This window comes from Orbaceae bacterium lpD04 (genome assembly GCA_036251935.1).
Classification (GTDB): Bacteria; Pseudomonadota; Gammaproteobacteria; order Enterobacterales; family Orbaceae; genus Orbus; species Orbus wheelerorum.
Genome location: CP133967.1, coordinates 832,499 through 846,146 on the forward strand (window position 1 = coordinate 832,499; position 13,648 = coordinate 846,146).

Annotated in this window: 11 protein-coding genes and 1 pseudogene; 11 read left to right on the plus strand and 1 reads right to left on the minus strand. The window is 37.0% G+C overall.

What is annotated here, in order from left to right; translation table 11 throughout:
- Positions 1-5 precede the first annotated feature (5 nt).
- From ftsW to yfbR, 9 genes and pseudogenes are all read left to right on the plus strand, one after another.
- A pseudogene (gene ftsW / locus RHO14_03820) lies at positions 6-1,148 on the plus strand (cell division protein FtsW).
- Positions 1,145-2,206, plus strand: a complete 1,062-nt coding sequence (gene murG, locus RHO14_03825) for an undecaprenyldiphospho-muramoylpentapeptide beta-N-acetylglucosaminyltransferase (GenBank protein WVD71933.1) — start codon at positions 1,145-1,147, stop codon at positions 2,204-2,206. Before ftsW ends, murG begins: the two are co-directional and overlap by 4 nt.
- Positions 2,207-2,226: 20 nt before the next feature.
- Positions 2,227-3,690: a UDP-N-acetylmuramate--L-alanine ligase gene (gene murC / locus RHO14_03830; GenBank protein ID WVD71934.1), complete on the plus strand. Its 1,464-nt coding sequence runs from the start codon at positions 2,227-2,229 to the stop codon at positions 3,688-3,690.
- A complete protein-coding gene (locus tag RHO14_03835) occupies positions 3,690-4,598 on the plus strand; it encodes a D-alanine--D-alanine ligase (GenBank protein ID WVD71935.1) in 909 nt (302 codons plus the stop codon). The genes murC and RHO14_03835 overlap by 1 nt, the downstream gene beginning before the upstream one ends.
- 31 nt (positions 4,599-4,629) lie before the next feature.
- Complete coding sequence (locus RHO14_03840; protein ID WVD71936.1) at positions 4,630-5,460, plus strand: FtsQ-type POTRA domain-containing protein; 831 nt, start codon at positions 4,630-4,632, stop codon at positions 5,458-5,460.
- 15 nt (positions 5,461-5,475) lie between these two features.
- Positions 5,476-6,729 carry a cell division protein FtsA gene (gene ftsA, locus RHO14_03845; GenBank protein WVD71937.1) on the plus strand — a complete coding sequence of 418 codons (1,254 nt, stop codon included), beginning with the start codon at positions 5,476-5,478 and terminating at the stop codon, positions 6,727-6,729.
- A gap of 115 nt (positions 6,730-6,844) precedes the next feature.
- Positions 6,845-7,978 (plus strand): cell division protein FtsZ, encoded by a 1,134-nt coding sequence (gene ftsZ, locus RHO14_03850; GenBank protein WVD71938.1) that lies wholly within the window; start codon positions 6,845-6,847, stop codon positions 7,976-7,978.
- Between the two features lie 76 nt (positions 7,979-8,054).
- Positions 8,055-8,969, plus strand: coding sequence for a UDP-3-O-acyl-N-acetylglucosamine deacetylase (gene lpxC / locus RHO14_03855; protein WVD71939.1), 915 nt, complete (start codon positions 8,055-8,057; stop codon positions 8,967-8,969).
- A gap of 90 nt (positions 8,970-9,059) precedes the next feature.
- Positions 9,060-9,653: a 5'-deoxynucleotidase gene (gene yfbR, locus RHO14_03860; protein ID WVD71940.1), complete on the plus strand. Its 594-nt coding sequence runs from the start codon at positions 9,060-9,062 to the stop codon at positions 9,651-9,653.
- Positions 9,654-9,754: 101 nt separating this feature from the next.
- Here yfbR and greB read toward each other — a convergent pair whose 3' ends face one another.
- The gene (gene greB / locus RHO14_03865; protein ID WVD71941.1) at positions 9,755-10,246 is read right to left on the minus strand and encodes a transcription elongation factor GreB; all 492 of its coding nucleotides are present in this window, start codon (positions 10,244-10,246) and stop codon (positions 9,755-9,757) included.
- A gap of 46 nt (positions 10,247-10,292) precedes the next feature.
- Here greB and RHO14_03870 point away from each other — a divergent pair, with 46 nt between their 5' ends.
- Complete coding sequence (locus tag RHO14_03870; GenBank protein ID WVD71942.1) at positions 10,293-12,590, plus strand: Tex family protein; 2,298 nt, start codon at positions 10,293-10,295, stop codon at positions 12,588-12,590.
- A gap of 4 nt (positions 12,591-12,594) precedes the next feature.
- Complete coding sequence (gene murB / locus RHO14_03875; GenBank protein WVD71943.1) at positions 12,595-13,611, plus strand: UDP-N-acetylmuramate dehydrogenase; 1,017 nt, start codon at positions 12,595-12,597, stop codon at positions 13,609-13,611.
- The last annotated feature ends 37 nt before the right edge of the window (positions 13,612-13,648 follow it).

Consider the following 13,648-nt stretch of genomic DNA (forward strand, 5'->3'; position numbering starts at 1 on the left):
GGCTTCATATTAATCATCACGTTGATGCGCAAAGCATGCTATATGATCGCTCATTATTATGGGCAATTATAGGGCTTGTTGTATTTGGCGTTTTAATGGTTACTTCGGCATCAATGACAATTAGTGAAATTAACCCTTTTTTTTATACTAAACGAGAACTTGCACAATTAGGGCTTGCTATCTTTATGATGTTTATTGTGCTTTATATTCCAATTATGCGATGGAAGCAAACGAGTATTATTTTGTTACTGCTTACGATCGTGATGTTAATCGTTGTGTTATTTGTCGGTTCTTCAATTAAAGGTGCTTCACGTTGGATCCCGTTAGGTATATTTAATTTTCAACCAGCAGAATTATCAAAATTAGCTTTATTTTGCTATTTAGCGAGTTATTTAGCGCGTAAATCAGACGAAGTACAGAATAAATTTTGGGGCTTTTTTAAACCCATGACAGTTATGTTAGTTTTATCATTGCTGCTTTTGAAACAGCCGGACCTAGGTACCGTGATCGTTTTATTCTCAGTAACTTTAGGTATTTTATTTATTGCTGGAGCCAGATTATGGCAATTCCTTGCTATATTGGGAACGGGAATTTTCTCGGTAATATTACTTATTTTATTTGAACCTTATCGATTAGTGCGTTTTACAACTTTCCTTGATCCTTGGAAAGATCCAACAGGTTCTGGATATCAGTTGACAAGTTCTTTGATGGCAATTGGTAATGGTGGATTTTGGGGGCAAGGCTTGGGTAATTCTGTGCGAAAATTAGGCTATTTACCGGAGGCTCATACAGACTTTATTTTTTCTATTATTGCCGAAGAACTTGGTTATATCGGTGTGGTGGCGATTTTAGCGTTATTGTTTTTTTTAACGTTTAAAGCATTATCAATTGGCTACCGCTCATTGAGCATCGGTTCACTATTTTCAGGTTATTTAGCGTGTCAAATTGGTATTTGGTTTGGTTTCCAAACCTTTGTGAATGTAGGTGTTACATCAGGCATGTTACCCACGAAAGGACTTACGTTGCCATTTGTTAGTTATGGTGGTTCAAGCCTTATTATTATGAGTGTTGCTGTTGCCTTGTTACTTAGAATCGACTTCGAATTTCGTCAAGAACAAATTCAGGCGCGGGTAAGGATAAAAAAATGACTAAAAAATTACTAGTAATGGCGGGTGGAACGGGGGGACATGTGTTTCCTGGATTAGCTGTTGCTCATGAATTAATAAAGCAAGGTTGGCAAGTTCGTTGGCTTGGTACCGCCGATCGAATGGAAGCTCAATTAGTACCTAAACAGGGTATTGAGATCGATTTTATCAAAATATCAGGTATTCGAGGTAAAGGTATTTTGGCTAAATTATTGTCACCATTAAGAATTTTAAAAGCCGTAATGCAAGCAAGGAAAATAATAAAAGCTTACCAGCCTGATGTCGTGCTTGGTATGGGAGGCTATGTATCAGGTCCTGGCGGAATTGCAGCTAAGCTATGTGGGATACCTGTTGTTTTACATGAACAAAATGGTATCGCAGGGTTAACAAATAAATGGTTATCAAAGATTGCAACAACAGTATTACAAGCCTTTCCCACAGCATTTAAAAATGCCAAAGTTGTGGGTAATCCTGTGCGAGAAGATCTCTTATCCTTACCATCACCACAAGAACGATTTGCCTCTCGAAATGGTAAGATACGGATACTGGTAATGGGGGGGAGTCAAGGCGCTAAGGTACTAAATGATATTATTCCGATTGCTTTTAAACAACTCTCAGATAAATTTAATATTTGGCATCAAACAGGTAAAGGATCTAAAGATACGGTATTAGCTGCTTATAATGAAATTGATATGAGCGATAATGTTGTTACTGAATTTATTGATGATGTTGCTGATGCATATAGCTGGGCTGATTTAGTTATTTGTCGTAGTGGGGCGCTAACCGTCAGTGAAATACAAGTTGTTGGATTGGGTGCAATTTTTATTCCTTTTATGCATAAAGATCGTCAGCAGTATTGGAACGCTAAATCTTTACAAGATATTGGTGCCGCGACGATTATTGAACAAGCTGACTTTACTGTAGATAAATTAGTTGGAATATTAACGTCACTTGATCGCAATACATTGCTCGATATGGCTAATAAAGCAAATAGCTTAGCAGTGAAAGATTCTGCCTTAGTCGTTGCACAAGCTATTAACCAATGTATCACTAAACATTAAAAATATTAGTAAGATAGAATATGAATATAAAAAAATTAGCAGCATTAAGAACAATTATTCCAGAAATGAAGCGCGTAAAACATATTCATTTTGTTGGTATTGGTGGCGCTGGTATGGGTGGAATTGCTGAAGTTCTTGCCAACGAAGGTTATCAAATTAGTGGTTCAGATATTGCTGAAAATGCAGTGACTCAGCACTTATCAACATTAGGTGCAACGATTACGATTGGGCACAAAGCTGAGAATGTAATTGGTGCAAGTGTTGTTGTAATTTCATCGGCTATCTCAGATGAGAATATTGAAGTTACTACTGCTATAGATGCAAGAATTCCCGTTATTCAGCGCGCTCAAATGCTTGCAGAGTTAATGCGCTTTCGTTATGGCATTGCTGTTGCTGGAACTCATGGTAAAACGACGACAACTGCGATGGTTACGGCCATTTATGCTGAAGCTAAGCTCGATCCCACTTTTGTAAATGGTGGCTTAGTTAAAGCCGCCGGAACGCATGCTCGATTAGGTAGTAGCCGTTATTTTATTGCTGAAGCAGATGAAAGTGATGCTTCATTTTTGCACTTACAACCGATGGTTTCAATTGTCACCAATATTGAAGCTGATCACATGGATACCTATCAAGGTAATATTGATAATTTAAAGCAGACATTTATTACTTTTTTACGTAATTTGCCATTTTATGGTTTAGCTATTATGTGTTATGACGATCCTATTAATCGTGAACTTTTACCGATCGTTGGCCGTAAAATTATTAGTTATGGATTTAATGATGAAGCTGATGTCGTTATAAAAGATTATAGGCAGGTATTAAATCGTAGCTATTTTACTGTAATTAGGCCGGGATTGCCGAAATTAAGTATTGAACTTAATGCACCTGGTCAACATAATGCGTTAAATGCAACGGCTGCGATAATTGCTGCAACTGAAGATGGCATTAATGATGACGCTATTTTAGCTGCATTAGAAAAATTTGCTGGGACAGGCCGCCGCTTCGATTTTTTAGGTAATTATTCTCATCCTAATAATGGCGAAATAATGATGGTTGATGACTATGGTCATCATCCAAGTGAAGTGAACGTAACTATTCAAGCTGCAAAAAACGGTTGGCCAGAAAAACGTTTAGTGATGATTTTTCAGCCTCATCGCTATACACGAACACGAGATTTGTTTGATGATTTTGCTAATGTTTTATCTCAAGTTGATGTGTTAATTATGCTAGATGTTTATTCGGCAGGTGAGCAACCGATTACGGGAGCTGATAGTCGAGCTCTATGTCGAACAATTCGTAATCGTGGTAAGGTTGATCCTATTTATGTTGCTGATCCCGAGTCGTTACCTCAGATTTTAACTGAAGTGTTAAAAGGTGGCGATCTATTGTTAACACAAGGCGCTGGTAGTGTAGGTAGAATTGCCCGACAGTTATCAAATAATGGACTATTTTTAAAAGAATCGTTTCTAGAAGGTAATAAATAATGGCAGATAAAGTTGCAGTTTTATTCGGTGGAACATCAGCTGAGCGTGAAGTTTCTTTAAAATCAGGTAATGCGGTATTAAAAGCATTACTCGAAAAAGGTGTTGATGCCTATGGGATTGATACAAAAACATATCCTATCACACAATTAAAAAATGATGGATTTACCAAAGCATTTATTGCTCTACATGGGCGAGGCGGTGAAGATGGGATCACTCAAGCTATATTGAGTTACCAAAATATTCCTTATACCGGTAGCGATGTTTTGTCTTCAGCTTTAACCATGGATAAATTAAAAACTAAACTTATTTGGAAATCATCTAATTTACCGGTTGCTGAGCATGTGACGCTTGAAAAAGGGCAATCTATTTGTATTGATAGCATTATACAACAATTAGGTTTACCGTTATTTATTAAACCAAGTCATGAAGGATCAAGTGTTGGTATGAGCCGTGTTAATCAAGCGAGTGAACTAAACACTGCGATTGAACATGCATTTAAATTTGACGATTCAGTTATGGTTGAAGCGTTTTTATCTGGCTCTGAATATACGGTTGCAATTGTTGGTGATGAAGTTTTACCAACCATAAAAATTCAACCAGCAACCAACTTTTATGATTATGATGCTAAGTATTTATCAGATAAAACTCAATATTTTTGCCCTAGTGGGTTAGATGAAAAACAAGAAATGGCATTACGAGATCTCGCATTTAAAGCATATCATGCTGCTGGATGTCGTGGTTGGGGACGAGTTGATGTCATGTTTAGTGCTGATGGTAACCCTTATTTGTTAGAAGTTAATACAGCGCCAGGTATGACAGATCACAGTTTAGTGCCGATGGCAGCTAAGCAAAGAGGATGGTCTTTTGCTGATTTAGTTCTCAAAATTTTAAGTTTAGCAAAAGTTTAGATTATAAATAATAGCCGAAAGATTGATAAATATGAAAAAAGCACGGCAAGCCGCACAAAGAAAAGAGACGAAAAAAAAATCTTTTTTCATACCTGTAAATATTGAACAGTTTGTTGGCTTTTCGTTTTTTATTCTTGTTTTATTTTTAAGTGTTTGGGTTGTTATTGCAGTAAAAAATTGGGTTGATAATCCTGAGCGTGTTGTTTTATCACAATTGATATTAACTGGTGATCATGACTTTACGAATGAAGATGATATTCGTAAAGCAATATTAGAATTAGGGTTACCTAATACTTATGTAGCCCAAAATGTTGATGATATACAACAAGAAATTATGCGCCTACCGTGGATTAAACAAGTAAGTGTCCGCAAACAATGGCCAGATCGCCTAATTGTAAACATTGTTGAGTATCAACCAAGCTATATTTGGAATGATATCTTTTTATTAGATAAAGATGCTGTAATTTTTAGTGTACCAAAAGAACGGATTAAAGATGTTTTATTACCCAAACTATTTGGGCCAATAGGTAAAGAAAAACTGATTTTAGAGACTTATCATCAATTAGATGACGTTTCGACTAAATCAGCAAACAAAGATTCAACGTTATTGATTAGTGAAGCCATTGCCGATGAACGAAATGCATGGCAATTGGTTGTTAAGCAGTGTATAAAAGGTTTTTGTGTCGATAATCAAAATATTACATTAAAGCTAGGGCGAGAAAAAATAATTGAGCGATATACGCGTCTTATTCGTTTTTTCTCTGACATTCAAACTGGTTTACTCGAAAATGAAAGATTGGCTGAAGTTGATTTACGCTATGAAAATGGTATTTCAGTTAAAAAGCAAAAAATTGAGAAATAATTAGGATAACGAAGTATGAAAGCAAACGAGAAAAAGTTAGTCGTTGGACTCGAAGTTGGTACATCCAAGGTACTTGCACTTGTTGGTGAAATACTTCCTGACGGCATTATTAATATTATTGGTGTAGGTCATTGCCCATCTAAAGGTGTAGACAAAGGTGGTGTTAATGATCTTGAGTCTGTCGTAAAGTCGCTACAAAGGGCGGTAGATCAAGCCGAATTAATGGCGGATTGCCAAATATCGTCAGTATATTTAGCACTATCAGGAAAACATATTCGCTGCCAAAATGAAATTGGTATGGTGCCGATTGCTGAAGAAGAAGTTACTGCTGATGATGTTGATAATGTTGTGCATACGGCTAAATCAGTAAGAATTTTAGATGAACATCGAATTTTACACGTTATTGCTCAAGAATATTCCATTGATTTACAAGAAGGGATCAAAAATCCGATTGGTTTATCTGGCGTGCGGATGAAATCGAAAGTACATTTAATTACTTGTCATAATGATATGGCTAAAAATATTGTTAAAGCCGTCGAACGATGCGGGCTAAAAGTTGATCAACTTATTTTTTCTGGGTTGGCTTCAAGTTATGCAGTGCTTACTGATGATGAAAAAGAACTTGGTGCATGTGTGATAGATATGGGCGGAGGTACAATGGATATCTCTGTTTATACCGGCGGAGCATTGCGACATTCTGTTGTTATTCCTTATGCTGGAACGGTTGTAACTAGCGATATAGCTTATGCATTTGGTACTCCGCCTATGGACGCTGAAAGTATAAAAATTAAGTATGGCTGCGCAACGGGAACATTAGTTAGTAAAGATGAAGTTATCGATGTTCCAAGTGTTGGTGGCAGACCTTCAAGAACCTTACAACGGCAGACACTTGCAGATGTTATTGAGCCACGTTACACCGAATTATTATCTTTAGTACAAAAAGAGCTTGTTGTATTGCAAGATAATTTAAAGCAACAAAATGTTAAACATCAACTTGCTGCAGGGATTATACTTACAGGCGGAGCCGCACAAATTAAAGGGTTAGTCGAGTGCGCTGAAAAAGTATTTCAAAATCAAGTGAGGATCGGATACCCACTTAATATTTCTGGACTAACGGATTATGTACAAAAGCCTTATTGTTCAACGGCGGTAGGACTTTTGCATTATGGTAAACAAAGTATATTAAACGATGATGGTAACACGAAAGATAAATCATCAATCAAGGGATTAGCTAAACGTGTAACTGGTTGGTTTAGAAAAGAGTTTTAGCTATTTTTATATAATAATAATGCATTAACTTCGTGACTTTACTAGCGGTTATCTGTACAATATTCGCTAGGCGTTGTGTAAGTAGGCGCAAGGAATGTAAATTTGGAGAGTAATTATGTTTGAACCTATGGTTGCATCAAATGAACCAGTTATTAAAGTTATCGGTGTTGGCGGCGGCGGCGGTAATGCTGTTGAGCACATGGTTGCTGAGCACATTGAAGGTGTAGAGTTTTTTGCTGCAAATACCGATGCGCAGGCTTTGAGACGAATTAAAGTAGGTCAAACGATCCAAATCGGTGGAAATATTACGAAAGGATTGGGCGCAGGCGCTAATCCTGAAGTAGGCAAAACCTCTGCACAAGAAGATCGTGATATTATTCGTACTGCTCTTGAAGGTGCTGATATGGTTTTCATTGCTGCAGGTATGGGCGGTGGAACGGGTACTGGCGCTGCACCTGTTGTTGCTGAAATTGCAAAAGAGCTTGGTATCTTAACGGTTGCCGTTGTGACAAAACCATTTGGCTTTGAAGGCAAAAAACGCATGGCGTTTGCAGAACAAGGTATTTCTGAATTAGCAAAACATGTCGATTCATTAATTACAATCCCAAATGACAAATTACTTAAAGTATTAGGTCGTGGTGTGACATTGCTTAATGCGTTTTCTGCTGCTAATGGTGTGTTAATGGGCGCAGTGCAAGGTATTGCAGAGCTGATTACTAAACCAGGCATTATTAACGTTGACTTTGCCGATGTGCGTACCGTAATGTCAGAAATGGGTTATGCGATGATGGGATCAGGTAAAGCATCTGGTGATAATCGAGCCGAAGAAGCTGCAGAAATGGCAATTTCTAGTCCATTACTTGAAGATATTGATTTATCAGGTGCTAGAGGTGTATTAGTCAATGTAACCGCTGGATTTGATTTAAGTCTAGAAGAATTTGATACTGTTGGCCGCACGGTTCAGGCATTTGCATCAGATAATGCAACAGTCGTAGTCGGTTCGACAATAGATCCTGAAATGAGCGATGAAATTAGGGTAACAGTTGTTGCAACGGGTATTGGTATGGATAAGCGACCAGATATGAAAATGGTCCAACCTGTAGCGCCTCGTCAAACGTACCAACAACCAAGTGCGCCGGTGCAACAAGAAATTAAACCAGCTCAAGTTGTTAACGACCAGTCAGTTACAACAGTTAGCAAAGAAGATTATTTAGATATTCCTGCTTTTTTACGTAAACAAGCAGATTAATCTGAACTTATTAACCATATTTTTGTCAAAATGAGTATGTGGTAAAATCGTTATACTAAATAATGATAGGTGTGAAATGAAACAAAGAACATTAAAAAATCAAATTCAGGCAACAGGTGTCGGTTTACATACCGGTAAGAAAGTTACGCTTACATTACGCCCAGCACCTGATAACACAGGAATTATTTATCGACGAACGGATTTAAACCCTGCTGTTGACTTTCCTGTAGATGCTAAATCTGTGCGAGATACGATGCTATGTACTTGTTTAGTTAATGAAAATAACGTTAGAATTTCAACCGTTGAGCATATAAATGCCGCGTTAGCTGGCTTAGGTATTGACAATCTTATTATTGAAGTTGATGCTCCTGAGATCCCAATTATGGATGGAAGCGCAAGTCCGTTTATCTACCTATTGTTAGATGCAGGTATTGCGGAACAGACAGCTGCAAAAAAATTCCTACGTGTAAAAGAAACCGTACGGGTTGAAAATGGTGATAAGTGGGCTGAAATTAGGCCTTATAATGGCTTTAAGCTAGATTTTACTATTGATTTTAACCATCCAGCTATTAATGGTAGCTCTCAGCGTTACCAAATGGATTTTTCTTCAGAATCTTTTGTGCGTCAAATTAGTCGTGCTCGAACATTTGGTTTTATGCGTGATATTGAGATGTTACAATCAAAAGGTTTATGTTTAGGTGGTAGCCTTGATTGCGCGATTGTTGTTGACGATTATCGCGTACTAAATGAAGATGGTTTACGTTTTGAAGATGAGTTTGTAAGACATAAGATGCTTGATACCATAGGTGATCTTTATATGAGTGGTTACAATATGTTGGCAGAAGTTGTTTGTTATAAATCTGGTCACGCGTTAAATAACCAATTATTACAAGCTTTGCTTGCTAAACAAGATGCTTGGGAATTTGTAACCTTTGATGAATCAGAGCAGGTTCCACTAGCGTTATTAGAACAATCACTCGTTCTTGCTTAGTTGAGTTAATCTTTCAAGAAACGCTTTCATTGAATAAATGGAGGCGTTTTTTATTTTTGTTAAACTATAATATTGAAAATTTTATTGATTATGAAACCAAGTCATTTTTTTGCCCATCTTTCTCGACTAAAATTAATTAGTCGTTGGCCTTTAATGCGCAATGTTAGAACTGAAAATGTATCTGAACATAGTTTACAAGTTGCTTTTGTTGCCCATGCCCTTGCTATTATAAAAAATCGTAAATTTAATGGGCAGGTTAATCCAGAGCGTATTGCATTAATGGCAATGTATCATGATGTATCTGAAGTATTAACAGGTGATATGCCAACACCAACGAAGTATTATAATCCACAGATCACTATTGAGTATAAAAAAATAGAAAAAATTGCTCAAAACAAGCTTATTGATATGCTGCCAGCTGATCTTAGAGAAGATTTTAGACCTTTAATTGATGATGATTTTTATAGTGAGGAAGAAAAATCGATTGTTAAACAAGCGGATGCTTTGTGTGCTTACCTTAAAACGATAGAAGAGCTCAGTGCGGGTAATAATGAGTTTAAACTTGCAGAGCAACGACTGAATAAAACTTTGTCAGAAAGAGATAGCCCTGAAATGGACTATTTTATCGATGTATTTGTGCCAAGCTTTAGTTTATCGCTGGACGAAATTACGCTCGATGAATAAGACTAAAAACTTATTTCTTTTTGCATCTAAATATACCCTATTTTCATACTATAATAGAGGTTTACAACAAAAAAATAACGAAAAGAGTATAAATCCTTTTTTTATATATTAAGGTTAATGTCATGATAATAGATTGCTAAAATATAATAATAAGCTTTACCATTTGGCGTATTAACTGTTATTTCTTCATCTACTTTGTGACCAATCAGACTTCTAGCGACAGGGCTATCAATTGATATCCAGTTTTTTTTAGGATCGAATTCATCAGGACCCACAAGGCGATAAATTTTTTCATCACCGCGCTCATCCTCAAGTTTTACCCAAGCCCCGAAAAAAATTTTACCTTCTTGAGCAGGACTTAGCTCAACGATAGTTAATGCTTCTAAGCGTTTGGTTAAAAATCGTACACGTCGATCAATTTCACGTAAGCGCCTTTTACCATAAATATATTCCGCATTTTCACTGCGATCACCCATTGCTGCTGCTTCAGATACAGCTTGAGTTACTTTTGGTCTTTCTTCTTTCCAAAGATATTTTAATTCACGATCGAGTGCCAAATAGCCGTCTCTTGTTATATAATTACTTTTTGCCATAATTGAAATTGTTTATTTTGATTCCATTAATATAAGATAAGTGTTTATGATAAATCCTCAAATTAACCATATTATAGCAGCTGAGCTTAGCGTAAGGTCCGAACAAGTTCTAGCCGCCATCACATTACTTGATGAAGGTAGCACTGTACCATTTATTGCACGTTACCGTAAAGAAGTTACTGGCGGACTAGATGATACCCAGTTGCGGACTTTGGATAGCCGATTAAGCTATCTGCGGGAGCTCGACGACCGTAAACAAACTATTTTAAAATCAATTACTGAACAAGGTAAACTAACACCTGAACTCGAAAAAAGTATTACAACAACATTAAATAAAACTGAGTTAGAAGATCTCTATTTACCTTACAAACCCAAACGCCGTACTCGTGGTCAAATCGCTATCGAAGCGGGGCTTGAACCTTTAGCTGATAATTTGTGGCAAAATGCTCAGCTTGATCCTGAAACTGAAGCAAATAAATATCTTAATAGCGATAAAGGCATTGAAGATACTAAGTCGGCATTAGATGGCGCTCGTTATATTTTAATGGAACGTTTCGCTGAAGATGCTTCATTGCTGGCTAAAGTTCGTCACTATTTATGGAATAATGCTCATATTGTTGCGCGCGTTAATCAAGGTAAAGAAGATGACGGTGTTAAATTCCTTGACTACTTTGACCACCATGAGCTAATTGCTAAAACACCATCTCACCGAGCATTAGCGATGTTTCGTGGTCGTAATGAAGGTTTCTTACAGTTAGCACTTAATGCTGACCCGTTATCAGAAGAGCCGCCTAAAGAGAGTTACTGTGAACATATTATAACCGAGCATCTTGGTGTCTATTTCAATGATGAACTTGCTGACAAATGGCGTAAAGCCGTCATTAGTTGGACATGGCGCATTAAAATTTTAATGCACATGGAAACAGAACTCATGACAACTTTGCGAGAGCGAGCTGAGGAAGAAGCTATTAATGTTTTTGCTGCAAACTTACACGATATGCTAATGGCGGCTCCAGCTGGTATGAAAGTAACAATGGGTATGGATCCCGGCTTGCGTACTGGAGTTAAGCTTGCAATTGTTGATACGACAGGAAAACTCGTTGCTACAGAAACAATTTATCCACATACCGGTCAGGCAGACAAAGCCGCGATGATTGTTGCTGCGTTATGTATTAAATATCAAGTTGAACTTGTTGCAATTGGTAATGGCACTGCATCACGCGAAACAGAGCGTTTCTTTATTGATTTACAGAAAAAGTATCTTGACGTAAAAGCACAAAAAGTTATTGTTAGTGAGGCTGGAGCATCTGTCTATTCTGCATCAGAACTTGCCGCGCAGGAGTTTCCTGATCTTGACGTATCTATCCGTGGAGCCGTCTCAATTGCACGCCGCCTACAAGATCCGTTAGCTGAACTAGTTAAAATTGATCCTAAATCAATAGGGGTTGGTCAATATCAACATGATGTAAGCCAAACACAGCTTGCCAAGAAGCTTGATGCAGTGGTTGAGGACTGCGTTAATGCTGTTGGTGTTAATCTTAATACAGCTTCAGTTATGCTACTATCTCGTATTGCTGGTTTGAATAAAATCATTGCACAAAATATTGTTGATTACCGTAATGAAAATGGTCAATTTATTGATCGAAAACAGTTATTAAAAGTATCTCGTTTAGGGCCAAAAGCATTTGAACAGTGTGCTGGTTTTTTACGTATCATGAATGGAAAAAATCCACTTGATGCTTCAGCCGTTCATCCCGAAGCTTATCCTGTTGTAGAAAGAATTCTTACTACAATAAATAAACCGTTAAAAGAGATAATGGGTGATTCAACCATACTTAAATCATTAAAGGCGGTAGACTATACTGATTCAGATTTTGGGATCCCAACGGTCACTGATATTATTAAAGAGTTAGATAAGCCAGGGCGAGATCCACGGCCTGAATTTAAAACAGCTCAGTTTACTGAAAATGTTGAAACGATGAATGATCTTAAAATTGGCATGATCATGGAAGGCGCTGTAACGAATGTAACAAACTTTGGTGCTTTTGTTGATATTGGTGTACATCAAGATGGTTTGGTTCATATTTCAGCATTATCTGATAAATTTGTAGAAGATCCAAGAACCGTAGTTAAAACAGGTGATATTATTAAAGTTAAGGTTATTGAAGTCGATATTGCCCGTAAACGTATTGCATTATCAATGCGACTTGATGATTCTGCTGTTAGTAATAAAAATAGTGAGCAACCCCGCAAGGAAGCTAAGGTAATTAGCCCTAAACCTTCCCCGATGTCGACAAATAGTGCAATGGGCAATGCCTTTGCTGCTGCGTTTAAGAAGAAATAACAAGATGAAAAAAGCGATCCCAAACACATTTAAGTTACCTGTATATGCATATGATGTAATATCAGTTTGCTCTATAGAGCAACTTCTTGATTGTTATAGACAAGCTAAAATTAAAAATTTACCCATTTTAATTTTAGGTGAGGGGAGTAATACGCTTTTTACTGAAGATTTTGACGGAATTGTTATTATTAACAGAATTAAAGCAATAACGGTTACGGAGGATAGCGATTATTGGTTTATTCATGTTGGCGCGGGTGAAATCTGGCATCAATTAGTTTCCTACTTAATCGATAGCAATATTCCAGGGCTTGAAAACTTAGCATTGATTCCTGGCTGTGTTGGCTCTGCGCCAATTCAAAATATTGGTGCTTATGGCGTTGAATTCGAAAAATTTGCCCATTTCGTTGAACTTGTCGAATTGGCGACAGGTAATGTGATTCGGGTAAAAGATGGTAAGTATGGTTATCGTGAAAGTATTTTTAAATCGCAATATCTTGAGGGATATGTTGTTGTTGGTGTCGGTTTAAAACTTATAAAACAGTGGCAACCCATTCTTGAATATGGCGAATTAAAGAACTTTGATCCAAATACAGTTACAGCGAGAGTTATTTTCGATAAAGTATGTGAAGTTCGCCGTAGTAAACTTCCTGATCCCAATATACTTGGTAATGCGGGTAGTTTTTTTAAAAATCCGGTTATTGATAAAGTTCAATATGACGCATTAATTGAATATTATCCTAATATGCCGGCATATCCTCAAGCGAATGGACAAGTAAAACTTGCGGCAGGTTGGTTAATTGATCAGTGTGGTTTAAAAGGATATCAAATCGGTGGCGCTGCTGTGCATGATAAACAGGCTTTAGTTCTTGTGAATAAAGGTAATGCAATAGCACAAGATGTGGTTGATTTATCTCGTGTAGTAATAAATACTGTGCAGCAAAAATTTAATATTCATTTATCTCCTGAAATTCGATTTATGAATAAGCAAGGAGAAATAAATCCTAATTTATTACTGCCTTAATAACATTGTTCAACTATACCCAAAGTAATTTAATATG

Bases quoted from the DNA above. Each gene is read 5' to 3' on its own strand.
- murG (WVD71933.1), top strand. From the start codon at position 1,145: ATGACTAAAAAATTACTAGTAATGGCGGGTGGAACGGGGGGACATGTG.
- murC (WVD71934.1), top strand. From the start codon at position 2,227: ATGAATATAAAAAAATTAGCAGCATTAAGAACAATTATTCCAGAAATG.
- RHO14_03835 (WVD71935.1), top strand. From the start codon at position 3,690: ATGGCAGATAAAGTTGCAGTTTTATTCGGTGGAACATCAGCTGAGCGT.
- RHO14_03840 (WVD71936.1), top strand. From the start codon at position 4,630: ATGAAAAAAGCACGGCAAGCCGCACAAAGAAAAGAGACGAAAAAAAAA.
- ftsA (WVD71937.1), top strand. From the start codon at position 5,476: ATGAAAGCAAACGAGAAAAAGTTAGTCGTTGGACTCGAAGTTGGTACA.
- ftsZ (WVD71938.1), top strand. From the start codon at position 6,845: ATGTTTGAACCTATGGTTGCATCAAATGAACCAGTTATTAAAGTTATC.
- lpxC (WVD71939.1), top strand. From the start codon at position 8,055: ATGAAACAAAGAACATTAAAAAATCAAATTCAGGCAACAGGTGTCGGT.
- yfbR (WVD71940.1), top strand. From the start codon at position 9,060: ATGAAACCAAGTCATTTTTTTGCCCATCTTTCTCGACTAAAATTAATT.
- greB (WVD71941.1), bottom strand. From the start codon at position 10,246: ATGGCAAAAAGTAATTATATAACAAGAGACGGCTATTTGGCACTCGAT.
- RHO14_03870 (WVD71942.1), top strand. From the start codon at position 10,293: ATGATAAATCCTCAAATTAACCATATTATAGCAGCTGAGCTTAGCGTA.
- murB (WVD71943.1), top strand. From the start codon at position 12,595: ATGAAAAAAGCGATCCCAAACACATTTAAGTTACCTGTATATGCATAT.